This window comes from Mesorhizobium sp. B2-5-4, assembly GCF_006441095.1.
GTDB classification, from domain to species: Bacteria; Pseudomonadota; Alphaproteobacteria; order Rhizobiales; family Rhizobiaceae; genus Mesorhizobium; species Mesorhizobium salmacidum.
The window spans coordinates 42,356-55,731 of the sequence record NZ_VFUR01000008.1; the positions used below are offsets into that span (position 1 = coordinate 42,356).

Annotated in this window: 11 protein-coding genes; 9 read left to right on the forward strand and 2 right to left on the reverse strand. The window is 64.0% G+C overall.

Going from position 1 to position 13,376, the window contains the following annotated elements:
* The first annotated feature begins 45 nt into the window (after nucleotides 1-45).
* Nucleotides 46-1,170, forward strand: coding sequence for a DUF2333 family protein (locus tag FJ492_RS12150; RefSeq protein ID WP_027143407.1), 1,125 nt, complete (start codon nucleotides 46-48; stop codon nucleotides 1,168-1,170).
* A gap of 312 nt (nucleotides 1,171-1,482) precedes the next feature.
* Nucleotides 1,483-3,162 carry a formate--tetrahydrofolate ligase gene (locus FJ492_RS12155; protein WP_140770018.1) on the forward strand — a complete coding sequence of 560 codons (1,680 nt, stop codon included), beginning with the start codon at nucleotides 1,483-1,485 and terminating at the stop codon, nucleotides 3,160-3,162.
* A gap of 62 nt (nucleotides 3,163-3,224) precedes the next feature.
* On the opposite strand, the gene FJ492_RS12160 is transcribed toward FJ492_RS12155, so the two are convergent.
* Nucleotides 3,225-3,869, reverse strand: a complete 645-nt coding sequence (locus tag FJ492_RS12160) for a cysteine hydrolase family protein (RefSeq protein WP_140770021.1) — start codon at nucleotides 3,867-3,869, stop codon at nucleotides 3,225-3,227.
* 126 nt (nucleotides 3,870-3,995) lie between these two features.
* On the opposite strand from FJ492_RS12160, the gene FJ492_RS12165 reads away from it, so the two are divergent.
* A complete protein-coding gene (locus tag FJ492_RS12165; protein WP_140770024.1) occupies nucleotides 3,996-5,024 on the forward strand; it encodes a helix-turn-helix domain-containing protein in 1,029 nt (342 codons plus the stop codon).
* Here the strand turns inward: FJ492_RS12165 and FJ492_RS12170 are convergent.
* Nucleotides 5,011-5,568 (reverse strand): sugar O-acetyltransferase, encoded by a 558-nt coding sequence (locus tag FJ492_RS12170; RefSeq protein WP_140770027.1) that lies wholly within the window; start codon nucleotides 5,566-5,568, stop codon nucleotides 5,011-5,013. The two genes, FJ492_RS12165 and FJ492_RS12170, sit on opposite strands and share 14 nt — an antisense overlap.
* Nucleotides 5,569-5,812: 244 nt before the next feature.
* Between FJ492_RS12170 and FJ492_RS12175 the strand changes: the two genes are divergently transcribed.
* From FJ492_RS12175 to FJ492_RS12200, 6 genes are all read left to right on the forward strand, one after another.
* The gene (locus tag FJ492_RS12175) at nucleotides 5,813-6,460 is read left to right on the forward strand and encodes a glutathione S-transferase family protein (protein WP_140770029.1); all 648 of its coding nucleotides are present in this window, start codon (nucleotides 5,813-5,815) and stop codon (nucleotides 6,458-6,460) included.
* A 112-nt stretch (nucleotides 6,461-6,572) separates the two neighbouring features.
* Nucleotides 6,573-7,034 (forward strand): DUF4126 domain-containing protein, encoded by a 462-nt coding sequence (locus FJ492_RS12180; protein WP_140712526.1) that lies wholly within the window; start codon nucleotides 6,573-6,575, stop codon nucleotides 7,032-7,034.
* A complete protein-coding gene (locus FJ492_RS12185) occupies nucleotides 7,031-8,407 on the forward strand; it encodes an FAD-containing oxidoreductase (protein WP_140770031.1) in 1,377 nt (458 codons plus the stop codon). The genes FJ492_RS12180 and FJ492_RS12185 overlap by 4 nt, the downstream gene beginning before the upstream one ends.
* A gap of 170 nt (nucleotides 8,408-8,577) precedes the next feature.
* The gene (locus tag FJ492_RS12190) at nucleotides 8,578-9,756 is read left to right on the forward strand and encodes an MFS transporter (RefSeq protein ID WP_140712530.1); all 1,179 of its coding nucleotides are present in this window, start codon (nucleotides 8,578-8,580) and stop codon (nucleotides 9,754-9,756) included.
* 150 nt (nucleotides 9,757-9,906) lie between these two features.
* Complete coding sequence (locus FJ492_RS12195; protein ID WP_140751321.1) at nucleotides 9,907-10,962, forward strand: succinylglutamate desuccinylase/aspartoacylase family protein; 1,056 nt, start codon at nucleotides 9,907-9,909, stop codon at nucleotides 10,960-10,962.
* 219 nt (nucleotides 10,963-11,181) lie between these two features.
* Complete coding sequence (locus tag FJ492_RS12200) at nucleotides 11,182-13,371, forward strand: anthranilate synthase (RefSeq protein ID WP_140770033.1); 2,190 nt, start codon at nucleotides 11,182-11,184, stop codon at nucleotides 13,369-13,371.
* The last annotated feature ends 5 nt before the right edge of the window (nucleotides 13,372-13,376 follow it).

The window sequence follows — 13,376 nt, forward strand, 5'->3', positions numbered from 1 at the left end:
AAGTCTGCAACTTTTTGGATGACATGTTGAGGGGGTGATACAGCCATGCTCGATCCGATCGTGAATTTCTTCACCCGGATTTTCCAGTGGATCGGCCGCGGCATCGGTCTTCTGATCGGCGTGATCCTGTGGCCCTTCATGTGGGCCGGCCGCTGGTACACGCAGCGCGGCTGGATCCTCAAGGCGATAGTCGGCCTCGCCGTGCTGGTGCTGATCGGCCTTTACGCAAACTTCTTCTATGCCACCCAGTGGTGGAACAACTTCAACCCGAACTACCCGGACACCTATACTTTCGAGAAGCGCAACGTTTCCGCCGGTGAGCAGGTGGCTGCCGGCGCCGGCACCGACACGGCCAAGACCTGCGGCAACTCCGGCATCGCCCAGGTGGCGGCCGACCTGACCGACTTCAACGTCAACCAGAACGCCTGGATCTCGTCGATGATCCTCTACAAGCTCGGCCTGTTCGGCATCGACTGGGACAACACTCCCTGGATGGACAACAAGGCCTCTTTCCAGCGCGGCATCAACCAGGCGGTGCGACGTACGGCGACCGAGCTTGCCGACAATCTCGGCCGCGTACGTACGACCTCGCAGATCGATGCCGACCTGCAGGACGCGCGCGGCAATCTGCAGTTCGACGAGTATACCTGGTACTTCGGCGTGAGCCCGTTTGGACCGAAGACGCCGACGCCGAGCTACTATCGCGACGCGGTGCGCAAGCTGCGTTCGTTCAATGCCCGGCTTGCCACCTGCCAGGCCACTTTCGACGCCCGCGCCGACAATTTGAAGCAGTATATCGACCGCATCGCCAGTGATATCGGCTCAACGTCCGCAATCCTCAAGGAGCGCGCCGAGAACCACAACAATGGCTGGTTCGACACCCGCGCCGACGACCGCTACTGGTTCGCCTATGGCCAGCTTTATGCCTATTACGGCCTGATGAAAGGCGCCCAGGCCGACTTCGAGAACGTCATCAAGGAAAAGCACCTGCAGAGCCTTTGGGACACGATGGACGCGCAGTTCGTGTCGGCCCTGCGTATCCAGCCCTTCATCATCGCCAACGGTCGCGAGGATGGCTGGCTGCTGCCGACCCATCTGACGACGATGGGCTTCTACGTGCTTCGGGTGCGCTCCAACATGGTCGAAATCAGCAACGTGCTGACGCAGTAGCGCTGTCCCACCGCAACACCAGCGATGGCGAATTTGCGCCGTCGCGTCTGTCGCATTCCGTGCATTGTGCGGCTGTTTTGAGACGGCGGAAGCGCCCCTGCTCTGGCTTCTATACGGCGCGGCAAGCGGAGCCATAAAGAACCGGGAATAGGCCGGCCCGCCGCAGAGGAATTTTCTCTTTAGGAAACATAGTTGCATGAAAGTTGACGCCGCCGCAGCGACAGGGTTAGATGCCCCGCGCGTCCGGCTCCAGCCTTCTTGTGAGTAAGATCAACCCGTCCCCTCCACCGTCCAATCCAGAGGAACGCCGTCATGGCCGAAGTGAAGTCCGACATCGAGATCGCGCGTGGCGCCAGGAAAAAGCAAATCCAGGAGATCGGCAAGAAGATCGGCATCCCGACCGAACATCTGCTGCCCTACGGCCACGACAAGGCCAAGATCTCAGCAGAATTCATCAAGTCGGTGAAGGGCAACAAGGACGGCAAGCTGATCCTCGTCACCGCCATCAACCCGACCCCGGCCGGCGAAGGCAAGACCACCACCACCGTCGGCCTCGGCGACGGCCTGAACCGCATTGGCAAGAAGGCGATCGTCTGCATCCGCGAGGCTTCGCTTGGCCCGAATTTCGGCGTCAAGGGCGGTGCCGCCGGCGGCGGCTACGCGCAGGTCGTGCCGATGGAAGACATGAACCTCCATTTCACCGGCGACTTCCACGCCATCACCACGGCGCACAATCTTCTGTCGGCTCTGATCGACAATCACATCTACTGGGGCAATGAACTCGGCATCGACACCCGCCGCCTCGTGTGGCGCCGCGTCATGGACATGAACGACCGGGCGCTGCGAGAGATCATCTGCTCGCTCGGCGGTGTCGCCAACGGTTTCCCGCGTGAAGCCGGCTTCGACATCACCGTCGCCTCGGAAGTGATGGCTATCTTGTGCCTTGCCACCGACCTGAAGGACCTGGAAAAGCGCCTTGGCGACATCATCGTCGCCTACCGCCGCGACAAGTCGCCGGTCTATGCCCGCGACCTCAAGGCCGACGGCGCCATGGCTGTCCTGCTCAAGGACGCCATGCAGCCCAACCTCGTGCAGACGCTGGAGAACAATCCGGCCTTCGTGCATGGCGGCCCGTTCGCCAACATCGCGCATGGCTGCAACTCGGTCGTCGCCACCACGACGGCGCTGAAGCTCGCCGACTATGTCGTCACCGAAGCCGGCTTCGGCGCCGACCTGGGTGCCGAGAAATTCTTCGACATCAAGTGCCGCAAGGCGGGCCTGAAACCGGCGGCGGCCGTCATCGTCGCCACCGTGCGCGCCATGAAGATGAATGGCGGCGTCAAGAAGGAAGACCTCGGCAAGGAAAACGTCGAGGCGGTGAAAAAGGGCTGCGCCAATCTTGGCCGCCACATCGAGAACATCAGGCAGTTCGGCGTGCCGGCGGTGGTTGCCATCAATCACTTCTACTCCGACACCGATGCCGAGATCCAGGCGATGAAGGACTATGTCGCCTCGATGGGCGAAGAGGCGATCCTGTGCAAGCACTGGGCCAGGGGCTCCGCCGGCATCGAGGATCTCGCTAACAAGGTGGTGGCGCTGGCCGAATCCGGCGCCTCGCAGTTCGCGCCGCTCTATCCCGACGCCATGCCGCTGTTCGAGAAGATCAACACAATCGTCCAGCGCATCTATCGCGGCTCGGAAGCCATCGCCGACAAGTCGGTGCGAGATCAGCTCAAGGTCTGGGAAGAGGCAGGCTATGGCAATTTGCCGGTCTGCATGGCCAAGACCCAGTATTCCTTTTCGACCGATCCGAACCTGCGCGGCGCGCCGACCGGCCACACCGTGCCGGTGCGTGAGGTCAGGCTTTCGGCGGGCGCGGGCTTCGTCGTCATCATCTGCGGCGAGGTCATGACCATGCCCGGCCTGCCAAAGGCGCCATCCTCGGAAAAGATCTTCCTCAACGAGGCCGGCCAGATCGAAGGCCTGTTCTGATATTGTCCCGATAATTAAGAAGGGCGCCGCATCGCTGCGGCGCCCTTTTTTTGCCGATCGTCCTACGCGGCGCTGCGCGCCAGCGCCCGCTGGTTGGACGCGTGGATCGTGTCGCGTTCCGGCAGCGCGCCGGTCTTGAGGCAGTCGATCCATTCGGCGGTCTTGAGCACCGCGGCGAAACGCGACTGCAGGATGATGCTCACCACGCGATGGATCTCCTCTGCAGAGGCATAGCCGGCGCTGTTGGCGTAAGGCACCGAGCCGGTCGCGTCGGACAGGAACTCGACCGCGAAGCCCATATGCACGGCGTGGATGATGGTCGACAGGTCGCAATTATGCGTCATGTAACCGATGACCGCGATCGTATCGACGGCATTGGCGCGCAGCCAGTCCTCGAGGTCGGTGCCGGTGAAGGCGCTCGGCAAATTCTTCTCGACATAATGGTCGCGGCCACGCTTGGCGATCTCCGGATGCAGTTCGCCGCCATGGCTGCCCTTGGCGAAGATCGGCGACGTCTCGGGCGCCATCTGCTTGACGATCACCACCTTGATGCCTGCGGCCGCCGCGGCGTCCATCGCGCGCGCCACGTTGACGACGCTGTCGCGGAACGGCGGATGCTGGATGGCCAGATTGCCGCCGTCATAGTCGTTCTGGACGTCGATGACGACGAGCGCGCGGCGCGGCGCGGCGTTGGCTGGGTCAGACATGATGTTTCCTTTCAGGCTTGAATGCGATGGGCCGAAAATAGCCTGCTGGCTTACGTGCCAACAGTGTCCCGATTGACATCATCCGAAAGAATTGGGACAATCCAAGCTCTTACTGGAAACGCTCCCATGACCACTCCCATCATCGCCGTCCTCGCCTTCGACGGCATCAGCCCGTTCCATCTCTCCGTGCCTTGCCTGGTGTTCGGCGCGGACCGCACCAACCTCGGCCTGCCACGCTTCGACTTCCGTGTCTGCGGGGTCGAGGAAGGGCTGATCCGGACCGATGCCGGCCTGAGCATCCTGGTCCCGCACGGGCTTGCCGCGCTCGAAGACGCCGATATCGTCATCATCCCGAGCTGGAAGGACCTCGAAGCACCTCTGGTAAAACCGATCGAGGAAGCGCTCCGCCGCGCCCACCGGCGCGGCGCGCTGATCGTCGGCCTGTGTCTCGGCACCTTTGCCCTCGCCGCCGCCGGCCTGCTCTCGGGACGGAAGGCGACCACGCATTGGGCCTATACTGAGCAGTTGCAGGCCCTTCATCCCGACATTTCAGTCGATGCCGACGTGCTCTACGTCGACGATGGCGACATCGTCACCTCCGCCGGCGTGGCCGCCGGGCTGGACTGCTGCCTGCACGTCGTGCGTGCCCGCTATGGCGCCGAGGCGGCACTGCGGCTCGCCCGGCACGTCGTGCTTTCGCCGCACCGGCAGGGGGGACAGGCGCAGTTCATCGAGCGCCCGGTGGCAAAAAGCGCCAATGCCGACCGTTTCACCGAGGCGCTCGACGCGGTTCGCGCGACATCGGGCGAAACGCACAGCCTCGACAGCGTCGCCGACGCCGCAGGCCTGACACGGCGCACTTTCACCCGCCGTTTTCAGAAATCGATCGGCACCAGTTTTGGCGATTGGCTGACCAGCCAGCGGATCGAACTGGCGCAACGGCTGCTGGAAACCACGGACAAATCGATCGACATCGTGGCTTTCGAGGCCGGCTTCGGCAGCGCCACATCGCTGCGCCAGCACTTTTCCGCACGGCTCCGGACCTCGCCGGCGCAATACCGGCGTGAATTTTCCAGGCGGGCCGATGTCGGCGAGCGCATGGTGCATCTCCCGGCTGCATTGATTGGGCACGTGAGCGCACTCAGCCCCGACTGACCACCCGCGCCGGATTGCCGACCACCGTCGTGTTCGCCGCCACGTCGCGTGTCACCACCGCCCCGGCGCCGACAATGGCGCCCTCGCCAATGCTGACACCGCCAAGGATGACCGCGCTGCCGCCGATCCAGGCATTGTCGCCGATCGTGACCGGCCTGGCGATCTCCAGTCCCGCCTGCCGCCCTGCCGGCTCCTTGTGGTGCTCGGCACAATAAATCTGCACATTGGGGCCAAGCAGCGTCCCCTTGCCGATGCGCACCGGCGCGGTGTCGAGAATAGTGCAGCCGGCATTGAGGAAAGCGCGGTCGCCGAGGAAAATGTTGAATCCGTAGGCACAGTGAAACGGCGCCTCGATCCGGACCCTCTCGCCCACGCCGCCCAGCAGTGTCCGCAGGGCTGGCCCGAGGCTCCCGCGTTGACGGGGCGGGAGCGTATTGTGCTCGAACACGGCATCCGCGGCCAAGCCGCGCAAAACGCCAAGGTCGTCATCCAGGCACGTATACCACTCGCCGGCCGCCATTTTCGCATGTTCGCTCTGAACCATGGCAGTGCCTCCGTTTGACATCATTGCGAACAGCGCCGAGGCAAGGACCAGGACGTGAACTTATAAACCGGGATAGCGGCTTTACGGAACTGGTCACCGTGCCCTCACGACCTTCGATCGCAAGCGGACATTCGCGATCCGCGCCCGGCAATGAAATAGTTCAAAACCACTGTCGATTTCCGGGTAACTCGTTCGTCCTCGATAGGAAGCCGGAGAAATTCGCCCGAGCAAGGAAACGACTGCGATGACAATCACCATCACGGCATTTGAACGATCGCCCGATGGCGGCAAGGGGCTGGCGCGCGATACCCGTGTTCGCTGGGCGCTGGAAGAGGTGAGACAGCCTTACGAGGTTCGTTTTGTTTCCTTTGCAAGGATGAAGGCGCCTGACCATCTGGCTATCCATCCCTTCGGGCAGATTCCCACCTATGAGGAGGGTTCTCTCTCGCTGTTCGAGACCGGCTCGATCGTCTTTCATCTTGCCGAGCAGCATGCGGGCCTGTTGCCAAAGGATCGCAATGCCCGCGCCCGCGCGATAACGTGGATGTTTGCCGCACTGAACACCGTCGAGCCGCCGATCCTCGAATTGACCACGGCAAGGATATTCGAAGCTGACAAGCCCTGGAGCGAGGCGCGCTTGCCGCTGGTTAAGGACCGTGTTCGGTCCCGGCTGGACAGCCTCTCGGCTCACCTTGGCGTCGACGACTGGCTCAATGATGCGTTCAGCGCCGGCGACCTGCTGATGGTGTCCGTGCTGCTGCGACTGAGAATATCAGGCATTCTGGACGAATACCAAAACCTGGCCGCCTATGTGGCGCGCGGGGAAGCTCGGCCCGCTTATATCAGGGCCTTCGCCGCGCAATTTGCGGTCAACGCTCCATCAAGCAACTGACTCGCCTCGATCCGCTGTGGCTGCGCTCATGAGTGTGCGGCCTAGCCAAATATCCGACCTATGGTAGCTTGCCGTTTCAGGGCTCTTCCGGCCCGGCATCGAGGGGATCGGCATGCTCTACATTCTTGCACTTCTGATCGGCGTCGTTGCCGGCCTGCGCGCCATGACGGCACCTGCCGCCATCGCCTGGGGCGCCTATCTCGGCTGGCTGCCGGTTGCCGGCAGCTGGGCGAGCTTCATGAGCCATTGGGCGGCAGTCGGCATCTTCACAATCCTGGCCATTGTCGAACTGGTCACCGATCAGCTGCCGTCGACGCCAAGCCGCAAAGTGCCGCAGCAGTTCGGCGCCCGCATCCTGCTCGGCGCCTTTTCCGGCGCGGTGCTCGGCGCGGCCGGCGGCGCCACTATCGTCTGCCTGATCGCCGGCGCCATCGGCGCGGTCATGGGCACGCTGGGCGGTGCCGAAGCGCGAGGCCGGCTGGCGGCTGCTTTCGGCAAGGACCAGCCCGCGGCCTTCATCGAGGACGCGGTGGCGATTGTCGGCGGCCTGCTGATCGTGGCGGCGGTGGCATGACGGCGAAAACCTTCGACACCATCATCATCGGCGCTGGCCAGGCGGGGCCGCCCCTGGCCGGTCGCCTGACGGCCGCGGGCATGAGCGTGGCGCTGATCGAGCGCAAGCTGGTCGGCGGCACCTGCGTCAACACCGGCTGCATGCCGACCAAAACCATGGTCGCCAGCGCCTATGCCGCGCATCTGGCGCGGCGCGCCGCCGACTATGGCGTGACGCTTCCGGGTCCCGTCGGGGTCGATTATCACAGGATCAAGGCGCGCAAGGATAAGGTCACCAACGACGCCCGTGGCAATCTGGAGACCTGGATCGCCGGAATGGAGCGCTGCACGCTCTATCGCGGCCACGCACGCTTCGAATCCGCCAACACGGTGCGTGTCGGCGACGACCTTTTGACCGCCGAAAAGATCTTCCTCAACACGGGCGGCCGCGCCTCGGTGCCGGACCTGCCTGGCATCCACGACATCGACTATCTGACCAACTCGTCGATGATGGATCTCGACGTTTTGCCGCGCCACCTCATCGTCGTCGGCGGCAGCTACGTCTCGCTCGAATTCGCGCAGATGTTCCGCCGCTTCGGCTCGGAAGTTACCGTCATCGAAAAGAGCCCGCGCCTGACCGGCCGCGAGGACGAGGACGTCTCGGCCGCCATCCTGTCGATCCTCGAAAACGAAGGCATCGCGGTCCATGTCGGCGCCGACAACATTGGCTTCGTCAAACATGGTGGGGATATTGCCGTGACCTTCTCCGCCGGCAAGCCGCCCGCGATCGGATCGCATGTGCTGCTGGCGCTGGGCCGAACGCTCAATACCGACGATCTCGGCCTCGACAAGGCGGGCGTCGAGGTCGACAGACGCGGCGCGGTTGTCGTCGACGACCAGCTGCGCACCAGCGTGCCAGGCATCTGGGCGATGGGCGATTGCAACGGCAAGGGCGCCTTCACCCACACCTCCTACAACGATTATGAAATCGTCGCCGCCAATCTGCTCGACAATGATCCGCGCAAGGTCAGTGATCGCATCGAGGCCTACGCACTCTACATCGACCCGCCGCTCGGCCGCTGCGGCATGACCGAGACCGCTGTGAAGAAATCGGGACGCCGCGCGCTGGTCGGCCAGCGGCCGATGACCCGCGTCGGCCGCGCCGTCGAAAAGGGCGAGACGCAAGGTTTCATGAAGATCCTCGTCGATGCCGACACCAGGGAAATCCTCGGCTGCTCGGTGCTTGGCCCCGGCGGCGACGAGGCGGTGCATTGCGTGCTCGACCTGATGTACGCCAAGGCGCCGGTCGACACGCTGGCGCGCGCGATGCACATCCACCCGACGGTTTCGGAACTGCTGCCGACGATAGCCCAGGAACTCAAGCCGCTGGCCTGAGACTGGAGCGGTTCAGCGTTGGCAAACTGCCGAGCCGCTCTACGGGCGCCTCGGCGCCCGTTTTCAATCAGCTCCACGCTTTCTGCATTGCTGCATTGCGGCAATGTCTGTTGCGCCCAGTCGGGATCGTCGCGCAGTCTTCAAATTGAACCGATTCAGTCTGGACCCCCATGCCTTTGCCAATCCTTGCGCTTGCCATTGCGTCCTTCTGCATCGGCACCACCGAATTCGTCATCATGGGCCTGCTGCCGGAAGTAGCCGCCGATCTGGGCGTGACGATCCCCGCCGCCGGCCTGCTGGTCACCGGCTATGCGCTGGGCGTCGTCTTCGGCGCGCCTGTCGTGGCCATGGCCACCGCGCATTTGCCGCGCAAACCCGTGCTGGTGGGGCTTGCGGCCCTGTTCGTCGTCGGCAATCTCTTCTGCGCCATCGCGCCCAATTACTGGCTGCTGATGGCCGCGCGCGTCTTCACCGCTTTCGGCCATGGCGCCTTCTTCGGCATCGGCTCGGTCGTCGCCGCCAGCCTGGTGCCGCGCAACAAGCGCGCCAGCGCCATCGCGCTGATGTTCGCCGGGCTGACGCTGGCCAATATCCTCGGCGTTCCCGCTGGAACGGCGCTTGGCGAAGCCTTTGGCTGGCGGGCCACCTTCCTGGCCGTGGTCGGCATCGGCCTGATCTCGGTCGCGGCCATCGCCTGGCTGGTGCCGTCCGACGTCACGGAACCGAGCGGCGGCGGCCTACGCGCCGAAGTCCGAGTGCTCGGCAAGCTGCAGGTCTGGCTGGCGATGCTGATCGCGGCGCTGACCTCTGCCAGCCTGTTCGCCGTCTTCACCTACATCAAACCCTACCTCACCGACGTGTCGGGCCTGTCGACCGCGGCGGTCACCTGGGTGCTTCTGCTGTTCGGCGCCGGCATGACCATCGGCAACATCATTGGCGGCAGGCTGGCCGACTGGAAACTGATGCCGACGGTGATCGCCACCTTGCTGTTGATGGCCCTGCTGTTCGTCGGCTTCATGCAGTTCGGCGCGATCGCCAGTGTTGCCGTCGGCATCGTCTTCCTGTGGGGCCTGCTCATCTTCGTCGTCGTGCCGCCGCTGCAGATCCGCGTCGTCGAGGCAGCGTCGGAAGGCCCGAACCTTGCCGCCACGTTGAACCAGGGCGCCTTCAACGTCGGCAATGCCGGCGGCGCGTGGATCGGCGGCGTGGCGCTGTCCGCGGGCGTTTCCTACGCCAATCTGCCACTGGTCGGCGCGGTGCTCGCCCTGCTGGCGGTCGCCGTCGCGGTGCTGTCGCAGACGCTTGACCGGCGCGCGCCGGTCGCCGCCCTTCAGCCTGCCGCGGAGTAACTGCCTGTCGCCCAAAAGTGCGAAGCGGTTTTGGGACAACGACATGCAGCAAGGCAAAAGACTCGCTTGCGCCCATGGCGCGGCGGGCTGGACCAATCGACATCGGCGCCTTCACATGGGCATGTCTTCTCGCGCTTGATGGAGGATATCATGCAGAAATCGATCGAACGCATCGCCGGGGACAGCGAAGGCGTTTCCTACGAATTCCCGGTGTTCCGCTTCGCCGGTGCCGACAAGGCAGCACCTTCGGGCTATCTGCAGGCGGCGCTCCATGCCGGCGAATTGCCTGGCGTCGTCGCCATCGATGCATTGATGCCGATGCTGAACAAAGCCGAGGCCGAAGGTCGCATCAAGGGCAACATCACCATCGTGCCCTGGGCCAACCCGATCGGCCGCGCGCAATATCATTTCGGCGAGCACCAGGGCCGCTTTCATCTGGGCACCCGCACCAATTTCAACCGCGGCTTTCCGCTGCTTGCCGCGCCCGACACCAGGCTTTTGCCGGACGCCTCTTTTGGCGGCGCCGACCAGCGGCTGAAGTCGCGGCTGGTGCAGCTTTCGCTGGGCCACGACATCGTACTCGACCTGCATTGCGACGATGAGGGCCTTGCCTATCTCTACGTCCACACCAGCCTGTGGCCTGAAATGGCCGATTGCGCCGCCGCCATGAGCGTCGATGCCGTGGTGCTGTGGAGCGAGGACACCGACGGCACCTTCGAAGGCGCTTCGATCATGCCCTACCAGAACGCTGCCGCCGATGTGGCGAAGTTCGACAGGCGCGTCGCCACCACCGTCGAATATCGCGGCATCCTCGATGTCGACGGCGTGCTTGCCTCGGCCGACGCGGCAGGCCTCTACCGGCTGCTGGCGGCGCGCGGCGTGATATCCGACAGCGCCCTGCCCGCGCCCGGCCCGTTCAAGGGTGTCGCGGCACCGCTGGAAAACATCGACATGATGCCGGCACCCCGGGGCGGCGCCGTCCTCTACGACGTGAAGCCTGGCGACCGCGTCACCAGGGGCGCGCGCCTCGCCACCATCGTCCACGCGCCGGGCGAAGCCGACGGCCGCACCGAAGTCTTCGCGCCGCAGGACGGCATCATCCTGACCCGCCGCTCGCGCCGCATCATCCGCGCCGGCGAAGACCTGTTGAAACTGGTCGGCGACAGGAAGAGCACCGACGCCCGGTCGGGTACGCTGGAGGATTAGCCTCCGTCGAATCCAGTTGCGCGGCCGCCCAATCGCCGCTAAGGGAATCGCCATGAACATGCGTTCGATCAAGACCATTTGGTGGTGGGCCTGCTGACAGCGGCCTGTTCGAACGCGTGCGCGTGAAAATAGAGGTGGCCGCAACGGAATGTCCGGGCGGCCATTTGTTTTTCAAAGCCATTCCCGGGTCCGTTGCCCAAGTAGCTGATGGAGACGGCAATGACGTTGAAGGTTCTGGAAACCGGCGCTGAAAGCTTCGTGACGGGGGGTGGCATCACCATCACCCGCGAGCGCCATGGCCGGCCCTATGAAGGTGCGATCGACGCTTATGTCGACGGGCTGAATTCGCGCCGGGGCGCGGTATTTTCCTCGAACTACGAATATCCCGGCCGCTATACGCGCTGGGATACGGCCATCATCGATCCGCCGCTGGTTATCTCCGCACGCGGTCGCGCCATGCGCATCGAGGCGCTGAACGGCCGCGGCGAGGCGCTGCTGCCGGTCATCGGCAGGACACTGGGCGGTCTCGCCGAAGTCACGATCGCCGAGACCACCAAAAAGCTGATCCGCCTCGACGTCGCCAAGCCCGGCCGTGTCTTCACCGAGGAGGAACGCAGCCGCGTTCCCTCCATCTTCACCGTGCTGCGCGCCATCACCGCTCTGTTCAGGACTGCCGAAGACGCCAATCTCGGCCTCTACGGCGCCTTCGGCTACGACCTTGCCTTCCAGTTCGACCCGGTCGAGCACACGCTCGTTCGCAAAGAAAGCCAGCGCGATCTCGTGCTGTTCCTGCCCGATGAGATCCTGGTCGTCGACCATTATTCGGCCAAGGCCTGGACCGACCGCTACGACTATGCGGGCGAGGGTTTTTCGACCGAAGGCCTGCCACGCGATCAAATCGCCGAGCCGTTCAAGACCGCCGACCGCATCCCGCCGCGCGGCGACCATGAGCCGGGCGAATACGCCAATCTGGTGCGCCGGGCGATGGACAGCTTCAAGCGCGGCGACCTGTTCGAGGTCGTCCCCGGCCAGATGTTCTACGAACGCTGCGAGACGCAGCCATCCGAGATTTCACGCAAGCTGAAGTCGATCAACCCGTCGCCCTATTCCTTCTTCATCAATCTGGGCGAGAACGAATACCTCATCGGCGCGTCGCCCGAAATGTTCGTGCGCGTCAATGGCCGCCGCGTCGAGACCTGCCCGATCTCCGGCACCATCAAGCGCGGCGACGATGCCATTTCGGACTCTGAGCAGATCATCAAGCTGCTCAACTCCAAGAAAGATGAATCCGAGCTCACAATGTGCTCGGACGTGGACCGCAACGACAAGTCGCGGGTCTGCGATCCAGGTTCGGTGCGCGTCATCGGCCGCCGCCAGATCGAGATGTATTCGCGCCTGATCCATACGGTCGATCACATAGAGGGCCGGCTGCGCGAAGGCATGGACGCTTTCGACGCGTTCCTGTCGCATGCTTGGGCGGTCACGGTCACCGGCGCGCCGAAACTATGGGCGATGCGCTTCATCGAGCAGAACGAGAAGAGCCCGCGCGCCTGGTATGGCGGCGCCATCGGCATGGTCAACTTCAACGGCGACATGAACACCGGGCTCACCTTGCGCACCATCCGCATCAAGGACGGCATCGCCGAGGTGCGCGCCGGCGCTACATTACTCTTCGACAGCGTTCCCGAGGAAGAAGAAGCTGAAACCGAACTGAAGGCATCCGCCATGCTCTCCGCCATCCGCGACGCCAAGATGGGCAATTCGACCAGCACCGAGCGCACCACGGCGCGCGTCGGCGACGGCGTCAACATCCTGCTGGTCGACCATGAGGACAGCTTCGTCCACACGCTGGCCAACTACTTCCGCCAGACCGGCGCCAATGTCTCGACCGTGCGCACGCCGGTGCCGGAGGAAGTCTTCGAGCGGCTGAAGCCCGACCTCGTCGTGCTGTCGCCCGGACCCGGCACGCCCAAGGATTTCGACTGCGCGGCGACCATCAGACGAGCGCGCGCCCGCGACCTGCCGATCTTCGGCGTCTGCCTTGGCCTGCAGGCATTGGCCGAAGCCTATGGCGGCGAACTCAGGCAATTGCACACTCCCATGCACGGCAAGCCGTCGCGTATCCGCGTCTCGAAGCCGGGCATCATTTTCTCCGGCCTGCCCAAGGAAGTCACCGTCGGCCGCTACCACTCGATCTTCGCCGATCCGGTGCGCCTGCCTGACGATTTCGTGGTCACGGCCGAGACCGAGGACGGCGTCATCATGGCCTTCGAGCACCGCAAGGAGCCGATTGCCGCGGTGCAGTTCCACCCGGAATCGATCATGACGCTCGGCCACAATGCCGGCATGCGCATCATCGAGAACATCGTCGCCCACCTGCCGCGCAAGGCCAAGGAAAAGGCAGCCTGACGGTA